This is a genomic window from Xanthomonas sp. SI, from assembly GCF_014236855.1.
GTDB lineage: Bacteria > Pseudomonadota > Gammaproteobacteria > Xanthomonadales > Xanthomonadaceae > Xanthomonas_A.
Genome location: NZ_CP051261.1, coordinates 2554538 through 2571946 on the forward strand (window position 1 = coordinate 2554538; position 17409 = coordinate 2571946).

Here is a 17409-nt window from a genome sequence, read left to right on the forward strand (position 1 = left end):
AAAAAGCGTGGCGGCGAACTCGTAGATCAGACACCGCGCCGTGCGGTGTCAAGCTCAGCCTTCCAGCAGGAACCCGACCGCCACGCGCCGGCCTTCGGCGGCCAGCACGTTGTAGGTGCGCGCCGCCGCGGCATTGTTCATCACCTCGATGCCGATGCCGCGGGTCAGGAACAGCGCCAGCGCGGCGGCGGAGGGGAAGACCTGGCGTTCGCCGGTGCCCAGGATCACCAGGGCCGGGTTCATTTCCAGCAAGGGCTGCAGGTGTTGGGGCTGCAGCTCGGCCGCCACCGGCACTTCCCACGTCTCGACCAGGGCATCCGGGGCGAGAATGAAACTGCGGGTGAGCAGGCGGTCGTTCACCTTGGCCTGGCGGCCATCGGCCATGCGCAGGGTGTAGGCGTAGTCGGGCAGGTCCTGGGTCAGCTGCATGATGGCACCGGAAAGCGGATCAGCCGCGCGGCAGCACGATCTGGCGGTCTTCCTTGGCCGGGCGATACAGGATCGCGGTGTGGCCGATGCGCTGCACCAGCACGCTGTGCGATTGCTCGACCAGGCTGGCGATGCTCGCGTCGCGGGCCTCGCGGTCGTCGCCGCCGACCTTCACCTTGACCAGTTCGTGGCGCTCCAGCACCTCGTCCAGTTCGGCCAGGAAGGCCGGCGTGACGCCCTTGCCGCCGATCTGCAACAGGGGTTTGAGGTCGTGCGCCAGGCCGCGCAGGAAGCGGTTCTGGGACGGAGTCAGGCTGATCGACATGCAGGCGGGAACGGGGTTGCCAAGGGCGATCAGGGTATCATGGCCGCCCACCACGACCGCGATCCCATGGCAACCCGCAGCAAAAGCAGCCAACGCTGGCTCCGCGAACATTTCGCCGACCCCTTCGTGAAGAAGGCCCAGGCCGAAGGCATGCGTTCGCGTGCCGCCTACAAGCTGGAAGAGCTGCTGCAGCGCGACAAGTTGCTCAAGCCGGACATGCTGGTGGTCGATCTCGGCGCCGCGCCGGGCGGCTGGTCGCAGCAGGTGCGCAAGTCGCTGGGCGAGCGCGGCCGGGTGCTGGCGCTGGACATCCTGGAGATGCCGCCGCTGGCCGGCGTGGAGTTCCTTCACGGCGACTTCAGGGAAGAAACGGTGCTATCGCAGTTCGAGGAAATGCTGGGCGACAACCCGGTAGACCTTGTGCTGTCGGATATGGCCCCCAATAAAAGCGGCATGGATGCGGTGGACCAGCCGCGGATGATGCATCTGGCCGAACTGGCGATGGCGTTCGCCGATACCCACCTCAAACCGGGCGGGGCGTTCCTGATCAAGCTGTTCCAGGGCGTCGGGTCCGACGACTACATCCGCGAGATGCGCCGCCGTTACGAGAAGGTGTCCATCCGCAAACCGGCGGCATCGCGCAAGCGCTCGCCGGAGGTCTATGTCCTCGGACAGGGCAAGCGTGCCCAGATCAAGTAAGCTGAACCCGTCGCATCACGCATCGAGAAAGAGTTGAAGGGACACCGGAGCCAATGAGGATGAACGACTTGACCAAGAATCTGTTGCTGTGGGTAGTCGTCGCCGTCGTGCTGATGGTGGTGTTCCAGAGCTTCTCGCCACGGCTGGCCGGCGGTCCCGGCAACGACACCGTGACCTATACCCAGTTCCTGAAGGAAGTGGACGGCGGGCGGGTGAAGTCGGTCGACTTCACCGACGACACCGGGCTGTCGGTGACCGCGATCCGCTTCAAGCGCAGCGACGGCAGCGAGAGCACGGTCTACGGGCCGCGCGACGACAAGCTGGTCGACGTGCTGTACAGCAAGAACGTGGAAATGACCCGGCAGAAGCCGGCCAACGGCCCGAGCTTCTGGTCGCTGGTGCTGAACTTCCTGCCGGTCATCCTGATCATCGGCTTCTGGCTGTTCATCATGCGCCAGATGCAGGGCGGCGGCGGCGGTGCCAAGGGCGCGATGTCGTTCGGCAAGTCGCGCGCCAAGCTGCAGGGCGAGGACCAGATCAAGATCACCTTCGCCGACGTCGCCGGCTGCGACGAGGCCAAGGAAGAAGTCGGCGAACTGGTCGACTTCCTGCGCGATCCGACCAAGTTCACCAAGCTCGGCGGCAAGATCCCGCGCGGCGTGCTGATGGTCGGCCCGCCCGGCACCGGCAAGACGCTGCTGGCCAAGGCCATCGCCGGCGAGGCCAAGGTGCCGTTCTTCAGCATTTCCGGTTCCGACTTCGTCGAAATGTTCGTCGGCGTCGGCGCCAGCCGCGTGCGCGACATGTTCGAGCAGGCCAAGAAGCATGCGCCGTGCATCATCTTCATCGACGAAATCGATGCGGTCGGCCGTCATCGCGGCGCCGGCCTGGGCGGCGGCCACGACGAGCGCGAGCAGACCCTGAACCAGTTGCTGGTGGAAATGGACGGGTTCGAGGGCGGCGAAGGCGTGATCGTGATCGCCGCGACCAACCGTCCCGACGTGCTCGACCCGGCGCTGCTGCGTCCGGGCCGTTTCGACCGCCAGGTGGTGGTCGGCTTGCCGGACGTGCGCGGCCGCGAGCAGATCCTGAAGGTGCACATGCGTAAGCTGCCGCTGGCCGACGACGTCGAGCCGATGGTGATCGCGCGCGGTACCCCGGGCTTCTCCGGCGCCGATCTGGCCAACCTGTGCAACGAGGCGGCGCTGTTCGCCGCGCGCGAAACGGTCAAGGAGGTCCGCATGGACCACTTCGATCGTGCCCGCGATAAGATCCTGATGGGATCCGAGCGCCGTTCGATGGCGATGAGCGAGGAAGAGAAGACGCTCACCGCCTACCACGAAGCCGGCCATGCCATCGTCGGCCGCCTGGTGCCGGAGCACGATCCGGTCTACAAGGTCACGATCATCCCGCGCGGGCGTGCGCTGGGCGTGACCATGTACCTGCCGGAAGGCGACAAGTACTCGATCAACCGGGTCGCGATCCAGTCGCAGCTGTGTTCGCTGTACGGTGGTCGTGTCGCCGAAGAGCTGATCTTCGGCACCGACAAGGTCACCACCGGCGCCTCCAACGACATCGAGCGCGCGACCAAGATGGCGCGCAACATGGTTACCAAGTGGGGCCTGTCCGACGAGCTGGGGCCGATCGCCTACGGCGAGGAAGACGACGAGGTGTTCCTGGGCCGTTCGGTGACCCAGCATAAGAGCGTGTCCGACGATACCGCGCGCCGCATCGACGAAGTGGTGCGTTCGATCCTCGACAAGGCCTATGCCAAGACCACGCATATCCTGACCGAGAACCTGGACAAGCTGCACGTGATGGCCAAGTTGCTGCTGGAGTACGAAACCATCGACGTGCCGCAGATCGACGCGATCATGGAAGGCCGCGATCCGCCGCCGCCGATGGGCTGGAACAAGTCCGGCAAGGATGGCAAGGACGGCGGCAACGACAAGGGCAGTTCGCGCCCGCTGCCGCCGATCACGGGGCCTGCCGAGCAGCTGTAAGCGCCCGCTCGGGTCGATCAGAAAAAAGCCAGGGAGCGATCCCTGGCTTTTTTGTTGCCGGTGCCTTTTGTATATCCCCGGCGGTGCAGGGCAGGTAGCCGGAGCGGCGATCGCGTCGCTGCGGCCGATCGTTTGCATGCATCCCACCGCCGCGTCGTCGTAGGCACTACGACTGGGCGACAATGGCGTTCCGTCATCCACTGTCCGTCGCCCATGCCATCGCTCGCTCGTCCATCGCTGCCGCCGGGTGCCAACGCCGTCGTCGCCACGACTGCCGCCCAGGCTGTAACCGAAGACACAGGCAGCATCCACATGCGCCGCGGCAACGCCCAGGAGCACCGCTGATGTTCGACACCTCGCCGAGCCTGGACTGCGGCGGACGACGCCTGCTGCTGGATCGTCCACGGGTGATGGGCATCGTCAACGTCACCCCCGACTCGTTTTCCGACGGCGGCGCGCATGCGACGCTGGAAGCGGCCGTCGCGCACGGCCTGCGCCTGGTGGAGGAGGGGGCCGACCTGCTCGACATCGGTGGCGAGTCGACCCGCCCCGGCGCCACCCCGGTCCCAGTGGAAGAAGAATTGCGCCGGGTCATCCCGGTGATCGAGCGACTGGCGGCGCAGACCGCGGTGCCGCTGAGCGTGGACACCTTCAAGCCGGAGGTGATGCGCGCGGCGGTCGCCGCCGGCGCCGGCATGATCAACGACATCCAGGCCTTGCGCCGGCCCGGCGCACTGGACGCGGCGGCGGAACTGCGGGTGCCGGTGGTGCTGATGCACATGCCCGACGATGCCTATGCCGCCGGCAGCGCGCCGCACTACGACGACGTGGTCGGCGAGGTGCACCGCTTCTTGGCCGAGCGCATCTTCGCCGCGGAAATGGCCGGCATCGACAAGCGCCGCCTGCTGGTCGATCCGGGCTTCGGGTTCGGCAAGGGCACCGCCGACAACCTGCAATTGCTTGCGCAGCTGGCGCGCCTGGTCGAACTCGGCGTGCCAGTGCTGGCCGGGCTGTCGCGCAAGCGCAGCATCGGCGAACTGACCGGCCGCACCGCGCCGGAGCAGCGCGTGGCCGGCTCGGTGGCGGCGCACCTGCTGGCGGCGCAGCGCGGCGCGCTGCTGCTGCGCGTGCACGACGTCGCCGCCACGGTGGACGCGCTGAAGGTCTGGCAGGCGCTGGCGGCGGTGCCGTTGCCGCGCAGCGGCGCCGCGCCCGCCACGATCCGCTGGCCGGACGAGGACTGATGCCGGCCGACCGGCGCCCGCGCGCCATCGCACTGATGGGGCCGACCGCGTCTGGCAAGACCGCCGCGGCGATCGCCCTGGCCGAGCGCTACGGCGGCGAGATCGTCAGCGTCGATTCGGCGCTGGTGTATCGCGGCCTGAGCATCGGCGCGGCCAAGCCCGACGCGCAGCAGCTGGCGCGCGTGCCGCACCATCTGCTGGACCTGCGCGATCCGTGGCAACCGTATTCGGCCGCCGAATTCGCGCTGGACGCGCGCGCCGCGCTGGATGCGATCGTCGCCCGCGGTGGCCTGCCGATCCTGGCCGGCGGCACCGGCCTGTATTTCCAGGCATTGCTGGAAGGCCTGGCGCCGATGCCGCCTGCCGATCCGCAACTGCGCGCGGCGCTGGGCGCACGCGCGCAGGCCGACGGCTGGGCGGCGCTGCACGCGCAGCTGCAGCAGGTCGATCCGTTGGCCGCGCGGCGGATCCGGCCCGGCGACGCGCAGCGCATCCAGCGCGCGCTGGAAGTGTTCCAGCTCAGCGGCCGCCCGATCAGCGAATGGCAGGCGCAGCCGGGGCCGCCGCGGCTGCCGTTGCGGGTGCTGAAACTGGTGCTGGCGCCGGCCGAGCGCGCGATGCTGCACCGGCGCATCGAACTGCGCTTCGACGCGATGCTGGCGCAGGGCTTCCTCGACGAGGTGCGCGCGCTGCGCGCCTTGCCGGCGCTGCGCCAGGTGGCGCAGCCGCTGGAGCTGCCGGCGGTGCGCGCGGTCGGCTACCGCCAGGCCTGGGAACACCTGGATGGGGCCAGCGATGCGGAGACGTTCCGCGATCGCGCGATCTTCGCTACCCGCCAACTGGCCAAGCGCCAGCTGACCTGGCTGCGCGGGGAGCTGGACGCGCGCTGGTTCGACCCCGAATGCGACGGCGCGCGCCTGGATGTCGCAGTGGCGGACTTTCTTGGCTGATTTGGCTACACGCCGCGCTGTGCTGAAGCCCGCGGTTGTGTAACATCGACGGTCCGGGCCACGGCAGGGGAGCTGCAGTGCCGACCCGGGCACATAAAAACAATAAACGGGAGTGAAGCATGTCCAAGGGGCAATCCTTACAGGATCCTTTCCTGAACGCGCTGCGTCGCGAACGGGTGCCGGTTTCGGTGTACCTGGTCAACGGCATCAAGCTGCAAGGTACCATCGAGTCCTTCGACCAGTTCGTGGTGCTGTTGCGCAACACCGTGAGCCAGATGGTCTACAAACACGCCATTTCCACCGTGGTGCCGGCACGCAACGTGCGCGTCGGACCGGGCGGTGGCTATGTGCAGCAGAACGAGGGTGGTAGTGCGGAAGATGACGAAGCCGAGTAAGACGCTGTTGAAGACCGGAGCCGCGGGTGTTTGATCGTTCCCGCCGCGGCGAACACGCGCTGCTGATCCAGCCCTATGCCGGTGGACCGTTGGAGGACGACGTGCTGGAGGAGTTCGCCGACCTGGCGCGCTCCGCCGGCGCCAGCATCGCCGCCACGCTGACCGCGCGCATCGACAAGCCCAGTCCGTCGACGCTGATCGGCAGCGGCAAGCTGGAAGAGGTCAAGGCTGCGGCCGAGGCCAGCGGCGCCGATCTGATCCTGGTCAACCATGCCCTGAGCCCGGGCCAGGAGCGCAACCTGGAAAAGTACCTGGAGCGGCGCGTGATCGACCGCACCGGGCTGATCCTGGACATCTTCGCGCAGCGCGCGCGCAGCCACGAAGGCAAGCTGCAGGTCGAGCTGGCGCAGCTGCGGCACATGGCCACGCGGCTGATACGCGGCTGGACCCATCTGGAGCGCCAGCGCGGCGGTTCGATCGGCCTGCGCGGTCCTGGCGAAACCCAGCTGGAAACCGACCGCCGGCTGCTGCAGAAGCGGGTCGAGCAGTTGCAGAAGCGGCTGGAAAAGGTCGAGGTGCAGCACACCCAGATGCGCCGTGCGCGGGTGCGCAGCGAACTGCCGCGGATCGCGGTGGTCGGCTACACCAATGCCGGCAAGTCGACCCTGTTCAACGCGTTGACCGGCGCAGAGGCTTACGCCGCCGATCAGCTGTTCGCGACCCTGGACCCGACCGTACGCCGCATCGCGCTACCGGGCGGCAATGCGATGCTGGCCGACACCGTCGGCTTCGTGCGCAACCTGCCGCACGAACTGGTCGCCGCGTTCCGCTCGACCCTGTCCGAAGCGCGCGAGGCCGATTTCCTGCTGCACGTGGTCGATGCCGCCGATCCGTTGCGCGAAGAGCGCATCGCCCAGGTCGACGAGGTGCTGCATGCGGTCGGCGCCGGCGATCTACCGCAGCTGCTGGTGTTCAACAAGATCGACCGCATCGAAGGCGCCGACGTGCGCCACGATGCGCAGGACGGCGTGCCGGACGAGGCGCGCCGCGAGCGGGTGTGGATCTCGGCGCGCGACGAACGTGGCCTGGAACTGCTGCAGGGCGTGCTCGGCCAGCGGCTGGGGCTGCAGCACGTGCAGGGCAGCCTGCGCCTGCCATCCAGCGCCGGGCGCCTGCGCTCGCAGCTGCACCAGTTGCAGGTGATCCGCAGCGAGCAGGCCGACGAAGACGGCTGGCTGCTGCAGGTGGACATCCCGATCACCGAGGCCGAACGCCTGGCCGCCAGCGCCGACGGTGCGCCGATCCGCGCGCTGCTGCCGTCGCGCGAGGAGGAGGAGTGGCAGCGGCGTTAGCCGCCGCTGTCGTCGCCTGGGTGCATCTTCGACTAAGGCGTTTACAGCTTGCGCAGTTTCTGTAGGAGCGGCTTCAGCCGCGACAGACCGCACAGGTAACGCCTGTCGCGGCTGAAGCCGCTCCTACAGATGTCGTCGTCTCACAGCAAGCCGCTATTCTTCTTCTTCGGTGCGGCGCCAAGCCAATGCTGGCGCACCATGCCAGCGAGGCCGTATCTGCCGCACCGGCGACAGCCATCCCGCCTGCACCACCATCGCTGAAGCCATGCCCGACGTCGCGCCGCGCAGGCGCGACAGCCGTGGCGAATTGGGCTACAAAGCGCATTGGTTTCCCGAGCAGCGCCATGACCGTCCCCACCGATCCGCAACTCCTGCAACTCGCCACTGCGCTCAGCGACCAGTTGCGCAGCGGGCGCGAACGCCTGGTCACCGCCGAGAGCTGCAGCGGCGGCTGGATCGCCAAGGCGATGACCGACATCTCCGGCTCCTCGGACTGGTTCGACTGCGGCATGGTCGCCTACAGCTACGAGGCCAAGCAGGCGTTGCTCGGCGTGCGTCCGCAAACCCTGGAGCACCACGGCGCGGTCAGCCGCGAGACGGTGATCGAGATGGTGTCCGGCGCGCTGGTCAATTCCGGCGCCAGCATCGCGGTAGCGGTGACCGGCATCGCCGGCCCCGGCGGCGGTTCGGCCGACAAGCCGGTCGGCACCGTGTGGGTCGGCTGGAAACGGCGCGGCGGCTACGCCAGCGCGCAATTGTTCAATTTCGACGGCGACCGCGACGCGGTGCGCCGACAGACCGTGGCCGCCGCGTTGCGCGGTCTCGGCGCGCTGCTGTGAGCGCCGGCTCACTCTAGATGGCGACCGCGATGTGGGAGGCGCTGAGCACGGTCCGCGACCTGGGGCGCTTGCAGGAAATCGCTTCGGTGCTGATCCGCTACGGCTTCGGCGACGTGGTCCGCCGCATCGGCATGGCCGACGTGCTGGAACGCGCCGGGCGCCTGCTGCACTGGCATAACGCCGAAGAGATGCTGCGCATGTCGGCGCCGCAGCGGGTGCGGCGCGCGTTGCAGGATCTCGGCCCGACCTTCGTCAAACTCGGCCAGGTGCTGGCCACGCGCGTGGACCTGCTGCCACCGGAGTGGATCGACGAACTCGGCGAACTGCAGAACGCGGCGCCGGCGTTGCCCTACGAACAGATCCTGCCGCAACTGCTCGAGGCATTGGGCGAGGCGCCGTCGGCGATCTTCGCCCAGGTCGAGGAGACTCCGCTGGCCGCCGCGTCGCTGGCGCAGACCCACCGCGCCTGGCTGCACGACGGCACCGCGGTGGTGATGAAGGTGCGCCGCCCCGGCATCCGCGACGTGATCGAGGCCGATCTGCGGCTGCTGGCGCGGCTCGCCGAGATCGTCGAGGCGCGCGCGGCCGACCTCAAGCGCTACCACCCGGCGGAGGTGGTGCATCAATTCACCGTGTCGCTGCGGCGCGAGCTGGATTTCGCCGGCGAATGCCGCAACGCCGAGCGCATCGCCGCCAATTTTCAGGGCCACGACGAGATCCTGATCCCACGCGTGCACTGGCAGTGGACCTGCGAAACCCTCAATGTGCAGGACTTCGTCGCCGGCATCGGCGGGCGCGACCTGGCGGGTGTGGATGCCGCCGGCCTGGACCGCCGCCAGCTGGCCCGCGTCGGCGCCGACATCGTGCTGAAGATGGTGCTCGAGGACGGCTGCTTCCACGCCGATCCGCACCCGGGCAACATCTTCTACCTGACTGGCGAGCGCATCGCGGTGATCGATTTCGGCATGGTCGGGCGCATTTCCGAGCAGCGCCGCTACCAGGTCGTGCAACTGCTGCATGGCCTGGTCACGCAGGAGGCCGAGGCGGTCACCGACGTGCTGCTGGAATGGACCGACGGCGACGCCGAGATCGACGAGGCGCGGCTGCAACTGGAGATCGCCGGCTTCGTCGACCAGTACCGCGGCGTGCCGTTGAAGGAGTTGCGGGTCGGGGCGATGCTCGGCGACGTCACCGCGATCCTGCGCCAGCACGCGCTGGCGCTGCCGGCCGACCTGGCGCTGATGATCAAGACCTTCCTGACCCTGGAAGGGGTAGGGCGCCAGCTCGATCCGGACTTCGACATGGCCAGTGCCGCGGCACCGTACCTGGAGCGGGTGATGCTGCAGCGCTTCGCCCCGCGCGCGATGGCCAAGCGCGGCCGGCGTACCGTGCTCGGCGCGCTGGAACTGCTCGGCGATCTGCCGCGCGACACCCGCCGGCTGCTGCAGGCGGCGCGGCGCGGACGGCTGCAGCTCAACGTCGAGACGACGTCGCTGAAGGGCTTCGGCGACCAGGTCAACCGCGCCGCGAATCGGCTGACCATGGGCATCGTCACCGCCGCGCTGATCATCGGCTCCTCGATCGTGATGAATAGCGTCGGCGGCGTCTCCAGCCGTTGGCTGCTGGCGATCGGCGTGGGCGGCTTCATCGGCGCGGCGCTGTCGGGCGTGTGGATCCTGATCTCGATCTGGCGCAGCGGCCGCTGAGCGGAGCGCTTGTCGCTGCGAGCCAAGTCCGGTGTGCGAACGCGTGGCAGCCAGCCCAGCGTGGGCGTGGCGATCCGCGGAACGGCAGCCATCCTTGGTGCAATCACGCAGTGGTTGCCCATTTCCGTTTTTAGTAGTATTACTACTAACCATGGAACTGACCGAAACCCAGCAAGCGATTCTCGACCTGATCGCCCAGCGTATCGAGCACGACGGCGCACCGCCGTCGCAGACCGAGATCGCCCGCGCCTTCGGCTTCAAGGGCGTGCGCGCCGCGCAATACCACCTGGAAGCCCTGGAGCAGGCCGGCGCGATCCGCCGCGTGCCGGGCCAGGCGCGCGGCATCCGCCTGGTGACCGGCGCGGCCGCGCCGGCCCCGGCGCCGCAGGTGGACAGCGCCGACATCCTGCGCCTGCCGGTGCTGGGGCGGGTCGCCGCCGGCCTGCCGATCGGCGCGGACATCGGTTCGGACGATTTCGTGGTGCTGGACCGGGTGTTCTTCTCGCCGGCGCCGGACTACCTGTTGAAAGTGCAGGGCGACTCGATGCGCGACGAAGGCATCTTCGACGGCGACCTGATCGGCGTGCACCGCACCCGCGACGCCCGTTCCGGGCAGATCGTGGTGGCGCGGATCGACGAGGAGATCACGGTCAAGCTGCTGAAGATCGGCAAGGACCGCATCCGCCTGCTGCCGCGCAACCCGGACTACGCGCCGATCGAAGTGCTGCCGGACCAGGATTTCGCCATCGAAGGCCTGTACTGCGGCCTGCTGCGCCCCAACCGTTGATTTTGGATATTGCACTACACCGCAGGCCGGATTTTCCCGACCCGCAACATCGCTGTTCGCCGCTGCTGTAGACCTGCCCGGACGAATTATTTTTTCTTTGCCCCGCACTGTCTCAGCCCGTGCGATACCAGGCCGCTAAATTGAACCTACCCCGCAAATCATCCTCACCTCCGAAGGACACCAAAATGGACGAGAACAAGAAGCGCGCGCTCGCTGCTGCCCTGAGCCAGATCGAGAAACAGTTCGGCAAGGGTTCGGTGATGCGGATGGGCGATCGCATCATCGAGGCCGTCGAGGTGATTCCGACCGGCTCGCTGATGCTGGATATCGCACTGGGCATCGGCGGTTTGCCGAAGGGCCGCGTCGTCGAGATCTATGGTCCGGAATCCTCGGGCAAGACCACGCTGACCCTGCAGGCCATCGCCGAGTGCCAGAAGAAAGGCGGCACCGCGGCCTTCATCGATGCCGAGCATGCGCTGGACCCGATCTATGCCGGCAAGCTCGGCGTCAACGTCGACGAACTGCTGCTGTCGCAGCCGGATACCGGCGAACAGGCCCTGGAAATCGCCGACATGCTGGTGCGTTCGGGCTCGGTCGACATCGTGGTGGTCGACTCGGTCGCCGCGCTGACCCCGAAGGCCGAAATCGAAGGCGAGATGGGCGACCAGCTGCCGGGCCTGCAGGCCCGCCTGATGAGCCAGGCGCTGCGCAAGCTGACCGGCAACATCAAACGTTCCAACACGCTGGTGGTGTTCATCAACCAGCTGCGCATGAAGATCGGCGTGATGATGCCCGGGCAGAGCCCGGAAGTGACCACCGGCGGCAATGCGTTGAAGTTCTACGCCTCGGTGCGCCTGGACATCCGCCGCATCGGCGCGATCAAGAAAGGCGACGAGATCATCGGCAACCAGACCAAGATCAAGGTGGTCAAGAACAAGCTGGCGCCGCCGTTCAAGCAGGTCATTACCGAGATCCTGTACGGCGAGGGCATCAGCCGCGAAGGCGAACTGATCGACATGGGCGTGGAAGCCAAGCTGGTCGAGAAGGCCGGTGCCTGGTACAGCTACGGCAGCGAGCGCATCGGCCAGGGCAAGGACAATTCGCGCCAATACCTGCGCGACAACCCGCAGGTGGCAGCTAAGCTGGAAAGCGAGCTGCGCGAGAAGTTCCAGCCGACGGAAGTCGCGCCGAGCGCGGCCGAAGCCGAGGACGCCGACGCAGACGCCGAGGCGTGATGGTCTTCTGCCGGGGGAGCGGTGGAGTCAGTGCCGCTCGTCTCCCTCGGCAGTCTTGAGCAAGCCAGGAGGGCAGGTGCCAAGGACGGCACATTGACGATCGTGGCGGGGTGAGCCTGCATGGCTGACGACGAACAAGTACAGGAACCGCGCCGGCGCCGCCGGCAGCCGGAACAGACGCCGCTGCAGCGGGCCTTGGGCCTGCTGGTACGCCGCGAACACTCGCGCAAGGAACTGACCCGCAAATTGCGGGCACGCGGCGTGGAGCCGGATGCCGCCGCCGCCGCGGTGGAACGCCTGGCGGGCGAGGGCTGGCAGGACGATGGCCGCTTCGCCGAACTGCTGGTGCGCAGCCGTGCCAATACCGGCTACGGGCCTTTGCACATACGCGCCGAACTGGGAACCCATGGCCTGGACAGCGAGGCCATCGCCACAGCGATGGCCGCCTTCGACGGCGACTGGAGCGAAAACGCTCGCGATCTGGTGCAGCGCCGCTTCGGCGCGGCCGGACCGGTGGACCTGCCGCAGCGGCGCAAGGCCGCCGATCTGCTGGCGCGGCGCGGTTTCGATGGCGACAGCATCCGCGCGGCCACGCGCTACGAGCCGGAGGACTGAGCGGGCCGGGCCTGCTAACCTTGGCGGATTGTCTTGTCCGGTTTCCGCACGCCCTTATCTTGAGGGGGTACGCCCGGAAACCCGTCCGCTCGTCTATAGCCAGCCCATGAACGCACCCGCCAAATTCTCCACCTCCCAGATCCGCAGCGACTTCCTCGAGTTCTTCAACGGGAAGGGCCACACCATCGTTCCGTCCGCGCCGCTGGTGCCGGGCAACGATCCGACGCTGCTGTTCACCAATTCCGGCATGGTGCAGTTCAAGGACGTGTTCCTCGGCGCCGAGAAACGCAGCTATGTGCGCGCGGCCGATGTGCAGCGCTGCCTGCGCGCCGGCGGCAAGCACAACGACCTGGATGCGGTCGGCTATACCGCGCGCCATCACACCTTCTTCGAAATGCTGGGCAACTGGTCGTTCGGCGACTACTTCAAGAAAGAGGCGATCGCCTGGGCCTGGGAACTGCTGACCCAGGTCTGGAAGCTGCCCGCCGAACGCTTGCTGGTCACCGTCTACCACACCGACGAGCAGGCCTACGAGCTGTGGCGCGACATGATCGGGGTGCCACCGGAGCGGATCGTGCGCATCGGCGACAACAAGGGCGCGCCGTATGCCTCGGACAACTTCTGGCAGATGGCCGACACCGGCCCCTGCGGCCCGTGCACCGAGATCTTCTACGACCATGGCGCGCATATCGCCGGCGGTCCTCCGGGCTCGCCGGACGAGGACGGCGACCGCTTCATTGAGATCTGGAACCTGGTGTTCATGCAGTTCGACCGCCAGCCGGACGGCACCCTGGTGCCGCTGCCGGCGCCGTGCGTGGATACCGGCATGGGCCTCGAGCGCCTGGCCGCGATTCTGCAGCACGTGCACAGCAACTACGAGATCGACCTGTTCCAGACGCTGATCCGTCATGCTTCCGAGCTGACCGGCATGGCCGACCTGGAGAACAAGTCGCTGCGCGTGATCGCCGACCACATCCGCGCCTGTTCGTTCCTGATCGTCGACGGCGTGCTGCCGTCCAACGAAGGCCGCGGCTACGTGCTGCGCCGGATCATCCGCCGCGCCCTGCGCCATGGCTGGATGCTCGGCGTGCGCCAGCCATTCTTCCACAAGATGGCGGCCACCCTGTCCGAGCTGATGGGCGAAGCCTATCCGGAACTGCCGGCGGCGTTGTCCACCGTGCAGCGGGCGCTGCAGGCCGAAGAGGAGCGCTTTGCCGAGACCCTGGATTCGGGCATGAAGATCTTCGACGAGATCGCCGCCCGCGTCAGCGGCACGATCCCCGGCACGGACGCCTTCCGCCTGTACGACACCTATGGCTTCCCGGTCGATCTCACCGCCGACATCGCCCGCGAGCGCGGCATGGACGTGGACATGGCCGGTTTCGAAAGCGCGATGGAGCGCCAACGCGAGACCGCGCGCGCGGCCGGCAAGTTCGGCGGCGGCACCACGTTGCCGGCCGACCTAGTGGCGCAGCTGGTCCCCACGGTGTTCCTGGGCTACGACGCGCTGCAGGCCGATGCGCTGAAGGTGGTCGCGTTGTTGAAGGATGGGCGCCCGGTCGAGTCGGTCGAGGCCGGCGATGCGGCGATCGTGCTGCTCGATCGCACTCCGTTCTATGCCGAATCCGGCGGCCAGGTCGGCGACCTGGGCCAGTTGAGCGCGGACGGCGTGCTGTTCCAGGTCGAGGAGACGCAGAAGTTCGCCGGCCAGTTCCATGGCCATGTCGGCCAGTTGCGCAGCGGCCGCCTGCAGGTCGGCGCCACGCTGTCGGCGCAGGTCGACAGCGACCGCCGCGGCGCCACCATCCTCAACCATTCCGCCACGCACCTGCTGCACGCCGCGCTGCGCGAGGTGCTCGGCACGCACGTGCAGCAGAAGGGTTCGCTGGTCGCGCCGGACCGGCTGCGTTTCGATTTCTCGCACTTCCAGCCGATGAGCGCCGAGGAGCTGGCGGTGGTCGAGCGCAAGGTCAACGCGCAGGTGCGCGCCAACCATGCGGTCGAAGTGCACCACATGGGCATGCAGGAAGCGCTGGACTTCGGCGCGATGGCGCTGTTCGGCGAGAAGTACGGCGAACGCGTGCGCGTGCTGAAGATGGGCGACTACTCCACCGAGCTGTGCGGCGGCACGCACGTGGCGCGCACCGGCGACATCGGCCTGTTCAAGATCACCAGCGAGGGCGGCGTGTCGGCCGGCGTGCGCCGGATCGAGGCGGTGACCGGGCAGGGCGCCCTGGACCATGTGGCGGCCGAAGAGGCCAAGCTGCACGAGGCGGCCGAACTGGTCGGCGGCAGCGCCGGCGACGTGGTCGAGAAGATTCGCCAGCTGGGCGACAAGCACAAGCGCCTGGAGCGCGAGCTGGAGGCGCTGAAGGCCAAGCTGGCGTCCGGCGCCACCGCCGACCTGGCCGCCGCCGCGGTCGAGGTGGCCGGGGTGAAGGTGCTCGCCGTGCGCCTGGAAGGCTTCGATGCAAAGGCCTTGCGCGAGGCGATCGACCGCCTGAAGCAGCAGTTGGGCGACAGCGTGATCGTGCTGGCCGGTGCCAGCGAGGGCAAAGCGGCGCTGGTCGCCGGGGTGAACGGCAGCCCAATGGGCCGGGTCAAGGCCGGGGAACTGCTGAGCCATATCGCCGGTCAGATCTCGGGCAAGGGCGGCGGCCGCCCGGACCTCGCCCAGGGTGGTGGCGAGGACGGGCCCGCCCTTGCCCTTGCGCTCGAGGGCGTACCCGACTGGGTCAAGCAACATCTCCCCTGAACACGAACTCGCGCCGCCTTGCTGGCAGGGCGCGGCTTCCCTTAACATCGATCTTCTTTTCCCTTTCGTGATGGGGCGTCCCGGCTCGGGATGCCGTACCGGTGGGAATCACCGGTTCCCTGGAGAATTTTAAAAATGTTGATCCTGACTCGCCGGGTAGGCGAAACCTTGATGATCGGCGATTCGGTCACCGTGACGGTGCTTGGGGTCAAGGGCAATCAAGTGCGCATCGGCATCACCGCGCCGAAGGATGTCGCCGTGCACCGCGAAGAAATCTATCAGCGCATCCAACGCGGCGACGAGCCGACCTCGCATGGCGGCGGCCATGGCGATCAATCTTCCGATTGATGCGTCGAAAGGGTTTACCTGAGACCCTACAAACCGTTATCCTTCGCGCCCGGTCGCGGAATATCCGCAGCGTCTAGATCCGGAGTGATGCCCGAGCGGCTGAAGGGGCTCCCCTGCTAAGGGAGTATAGGGTCAAAAGCTCTATCGAGGGTTCGAATCCCTCTCACTCCGCCAGTGTCAAGGAAACGCCCGCAAATCAACGATTTGCGGGCGTTTTTCTTTTCGACCACCTTGGACACTCGCTTGGACACTTCCATGCGAGTAGCGCACTACCTCACCCGCGGCGAGACCGGCCGCTTCTACGTTCGTTTGCGCATTCCTGCCGATCTGCAGGCGCGCTTCGGCCGAAAAGTCGTCAAGCGCAGCACCGGCACGACGTGCGATCGCGCCGCGCTTGGCTACGCGTTGCTGATGCAGCAGCGCTATGCTCGAGCCTTCGCAGCCATCAGGAACGGCAGCATGGGATCGGAGCTGGATGAGCTCTTGAGGAGCCTGGAGGGCACGTCGTCGCTCGAACTGATCCTCAAGGACGTGAAGCTGCCGGGCGGGGCATCGTTCGGGCAGGTGGAGATCAACGACGACAAGGATTTGTCGCTGTTCAAGCGACTGGCGGCGCAGCACTCGGTGTCCATGCCGTCGTCTACACCGTTCCCGCCGCGCAGGGTCGTCAAGCCCATCGGTGAGGCTCGCCCTGTCGGCCTGACCCTCGCAGATGCGCGCGACAAGTATCTGGTCAGCATCCAGGGCAAGAACACCGCCAAGACCATCGTTCAGAAAACCCGGGCCCTGAAGGACCTGGAGGTCTTCGTGGCCAGCCAGCGCAAAGGCAAGCGTCCCGTGTTGCTGAAGGAGCTGACGCGCACCGACTTCTCGGAGTGGTTCCTGCACGAGACTGCGCAGAAGCGGGTCATCACCTACATCACCAACCGTTTCTCGGCCTGCGCGGATTTCATCAAGTGGGCGCAGACGGCCGGGCACTACCCGCAGGGCGACAACCCGGCTTCCGGGCACGCCTCCGTGCCCAAGCAGCTGAAGAAGCAGCGGGCGAAGAGCCATGGCTCACAGGCGTTCACTCCCGACCAGGTCAAGCGCATCTTCGACCCGGAGAACTTCAAGCAGTTGAAGGGCGATGCGGCGCGGTGGCTGCCGCTCATCCTGCTCTACACCGGCGCGCGCTCCAATGAGGTGGCTAGGCTGGAACTGGAGGACTGCCGAGAGGAAGACGGCATCCCCATCTTCCACTTCACCTGGATGGGCGAGGACAAGAGCCTCAAGACGGATGCCAGCGATCGGAAGACCCCCGTGCACCCGGACCTCATCAAGTTGGGCCTGTGGGAGCGCGTGGAGCGGCTCAAGGCGGCCGGCGAGACGAAGCTCTTCCCCGAACTCAGCTTCGATGCCAAGAACGGCCCGGCCGGCCGAACCCAGCACGCGTTTTCACGCTACCTGGTCAAGCTGGGCATCAAGGCGCGCGGCGGCGGCAGGGTGGGGCACCACAGCTTCCGGGATACGGTCATCGGCGCGTTGAAGGCCGCTGGGGTCCACCGGGAGATGCGGGAGGAATACACAGGGCATGAGTTGTCGGACCGGCAGGAGCATGCCCATGCGTATGAGACGGAGTTCAGTCCGAGGGTGCTGGCTGAGGCATGCCACCCGGCGATGATGTGGTCTATCCAGCTGGTGGTCTAAGTCCATTGATTAAGCCATATAGGCCATACTTGACATGT

At 67.3% G+C, this 17409-nt stretch carries 16 protein-coding genes and 1 tRNA gene; 15 read left to right on the forward strand and 2 right to left on the reverse strand.

The genetic code is table 11. From position 1 onward, the window contains the following. Positions 1-54: 54 nt before the first annotated feature. Positions 55-429, reverse strand: a complete 375-nt coding sequence (locus tag HEP75_RS10600; RefSeq protein WP_185826397.1) for an Mth938-like domain-containing protein — start codon at positions 427-429, stop codon at positions 55-57. Between the two features lie 19 nt (positions 430-448). Continuing rightward, positions 449-754 carry a ribosome assembly RNA-binding protein YhbY gene (yhbY, locus tag HEP75_RS10605; RefSeq protein WP_003471333.1) on the reverse strand — a complete coding sequence of 102 codons (306 nt, stop codon included), beginning with the start codon at positions 752-754 and terminating at the stop codon, positions 449-451. Between the two features lie 66 nt (positions 755-820). Here yhbY and rlmE point away from each other — a divergent pair, with 66 nt between their 5' ends. From rlmE to HEP75_RS10680, 15 genes are all read left to right on the forward strand, one after another. Further along, a complete protein-coding gene (gene rlmE, locus HEP75_RS10610; RefSeq protein WP_185823408.1) occupies positions 821-1453 on the forward strand; it encodes a 23S rRNA (uridine(2552)-2'-O)-methyltransferase RlmE in 633 nt (210 codons plus the stop codon). Between the two features lie 59 nt (positions 1454-1512). Next, the gene (gene ftsH / locus HEP75_RS10615; protein ID WP_185820282.1) at positions 1513-3456 is read left to right on the forward strand and encodes an ATP-dependent zinc metalloprotease FtsH; all 1944 of its coding nucleotides are present in this window, start codon (positions 1513-1515) and stop codon (positions 3454-3456) included. Positions 3457-3800: 344 nt separating this feature from the next. Beyond that, entirely contained in the window at positions 3801-4700 is a 900-nt protein-coding gene (folP, locus tag HEP75_RS10620) for a dihydropteroate synthase (RefSeq protein ID WP_185826398.1), read from the forward strand. Further along, entirely contained in the window at positions 4700-5650 is a 951-nt protein-coding gene (gene miaA, locus HEP75_RS10625) for a tRNA (adenosine(37)-N6)-dimethylallyltransferase MiaA (RefSeq protein ID WP_185826399.1), read from the forward strand. The genes folP and miaA overlap by 1 nt, the downstream gene beginning before the upstream one ends. Before the next feature lie 119 nt (positions 5651-5769). Continuing rightward, positions 5770-6045, forward strand: coding sequence for an RNA chaperone Hfq (gene hfq / locus HEP75_RS10630; RefSeq protein ID WP_009604477.1), 276 nt, complete (start codon positions 5770-5772; stop codon positions 6043-6045). A gap of 26 nt (positions 6046-6071) precedes the next feature. Beyond that, complete coding sequence (gene hflX / locus HEP75_RS10635; RefSeq protein WP_185826400.1) at positions 6072-7397, forward strand: ribosome rescue GTPase HflX; 1326 nt, start codon at positions 6072-6074, stop codon at positions 7395-7397. Positions 7398-7741: 344 nt separating this feature from the next. Further along, a complete protein-coding gene (locus HEP75_RS10640; protein ID WP_185813064.1) occupies positions 7742-8236 on the forward strand; it encodes a CinA family protein in 495 nt (164 codons plus the stop codon). Positions 8237-8265: 29 nt separating this feature from the next. Next, entirely contained in the window at positions 8266-9942 is a 1677-nt protein-coding gene (locus HEP75_RS10645) for an AarF/UbiB family protein (RefSeq protein WP_185826566.1), read from the forward strand. Positions 9943-10093: 151 nt separating this feature from the next. Then, a complete protein-coding gene (lexA, locus tag HEP75_RS10650) occupies positions 10094-10729 on the forward strand; it encodes a transcriptional repressor LexA (protein WP_184414639.1) in 636 nt (211 codons plus the stop codon). Positions 10730-10914: 185 nt separating this feature from the next. Beyond that, a complete protein-coding gene (gene recA, locus HEP75_RS10655; RefSeq protein ID WP_003471577.1) occupies positions 10915-11964 on the forward strand; it encodes a recombinase RecA in 1050 nt (349 codons plus the stop codon). A gap of 120 nt (positions 11965-12084) precedes the next feature. Beyond that, positions 12085-12579: a recombination regulator RecX gene (recX, locus tag HEP75_RS10660; RefSeq protein ID WP_185826401.1), complete on the forward strand. Its 495-nt coding sequence runs from the start codon at positions 12085-12087 to the stop codon at positions 12577-12579. 106 nt (positions 12580-12685) lie between these two features. Next, entirely contained in the window at positions 12686-15334 is a 2649-nt protein-coding gene (gene alaS / locus HEP75_RS10665) for an alanine--tRNA ligase (protein WP_185826402.1), read from the forward strand. 135 nt (positions 15335-15469) lie between these two features. After that, positions 15470-15682 (forward strand): carbon storage regulator CsrA, encoded by a 213-nt coding sequence (gene csrA, locus HEP75_RS10670; RefSeq protein ID WP_145700275.1) that lies wholly within the window; start codon positions 15470-15472, stop codon positions 15680-15682. A gap of 81 nt (positions 15683-15763) precedes the next feature. After that, positions 15764-15856 (forward strand) — tRNA-Ser (locus HEP75_RS10675). A gap of 69 nt (positions 15857-15925) precedes the next feature. Then, on the forward strand, positions 15926-17371 hold the full coding sequence (locus HEP75_RS10680; protein ID WP_255424055.1) for a site-specific integrase: 1446 nt from the start codon (positions 15926-15928) through the stop codon (positions 17369-17371). The last annotated feature ends 38 nt before the right edge of the window (positions 17372-17409 follow it).

What these genes read in the sequence shown, in the direction of transcription:
- recA (WP_003471577.1), top strand. Translation starts at nt 10,915, where the DNA reads ATGGACGAGAACAAGAAGCGCGCGCTCGCTGCTGCCCTGAGCCAGATC.
- miaA (WP_185826399.1), top strand. Translation starts at nt 4,700, where the DNA reads ATGCCGGCCGACCGGCGCCCGCGCGCCATCGCACTGATGGGGCCGACC.
- recX (WP_185826401.1), top strand. Translation starts at nt 12,085, where the DNA reads ATGGCTGACGACGAACAAGTACAGGAACCGCGCCGGCGCCGCCGGCAG.
- rlmE (WP_185823408.1), top strand. Translation starts at nt 821, where the DNA reads ATGGCAACCCGCAGCAAAAGCAGCCAACGCTGGCTCCGCGAACATTTC.
- folP (WP_185826398.1), top strand. Translation starts at nt 3,801, where the DNA reads ATGTTCGACACCTCGCCGAGCCTGGACTGCGGCGGACGACGCCTGCTG.
- csrA (WP_145700275.1), top strand. Translation starts at nt 15,470, where the DNA reads ATGTTGATCCTGACTCGCCGGGTAGGCGAAACCTTGATGATCGGCGAT.
- ftsH (WP_185820282.1), top strand. Translation starts at nt 1,513, where the DNA reads ATGAACGACTTGACCAAGAATCTGTTGCTGTGGGTAGTCGTCGCCGTC.
- HEP75_RS10645 (WP_185826566.1), top strand. Translation starts at nt 8,266, where the DNA reads ATGTGGGAGGCGCTGAGCACGGTCCGCGACCTGGGGCGCTTGCAGGAA.
- HEP75_RS10640 (WP_185813064.1), top strand. Translation starts at nt 7,742, where the DNA reads ATGACCGTCCCCACCGATCCGCAACTCCTGCAACTCGCCACTGCGCTC.
- lexA (WP_184414639.1), top strand. Translation starts at nt 10,094, where the DNA reads ATGGAACTGACCGAAACCCAGCAAGCGATTCTCGACCTGATCGCCCAG.
- HEP75_RS10600 (WP_185826397.1), bottom strand. Translation starts at nt 429, where the DNA reads ATGCAGCTGACCCAGGACCTGCCCGACTACGCCTACACCCTGCGCATG.
- alaS (WP_185826402.1), top strand. Translation starts at nt 12,686, where the DNA reads ATGAACGCACCCGCCAAATTCTCCACCTCCCAGATCCGCAGCGACTTC.
- hfq (WP_009604477.1), top strand. Translation starts at nt 5,770, where the DNA reads ATGTCCAAGGGGCAATCCTTACAGGATCCTTTCCTGAACGCGCTGCGT.
- yhbY (WP_003471333.1), bottom strand. Translation starts at nt 754, where the DNA reads ATGTCGATCAGCCTGACTCCGTCCCAGAACCGCTTCCTGCGCGGCCTG.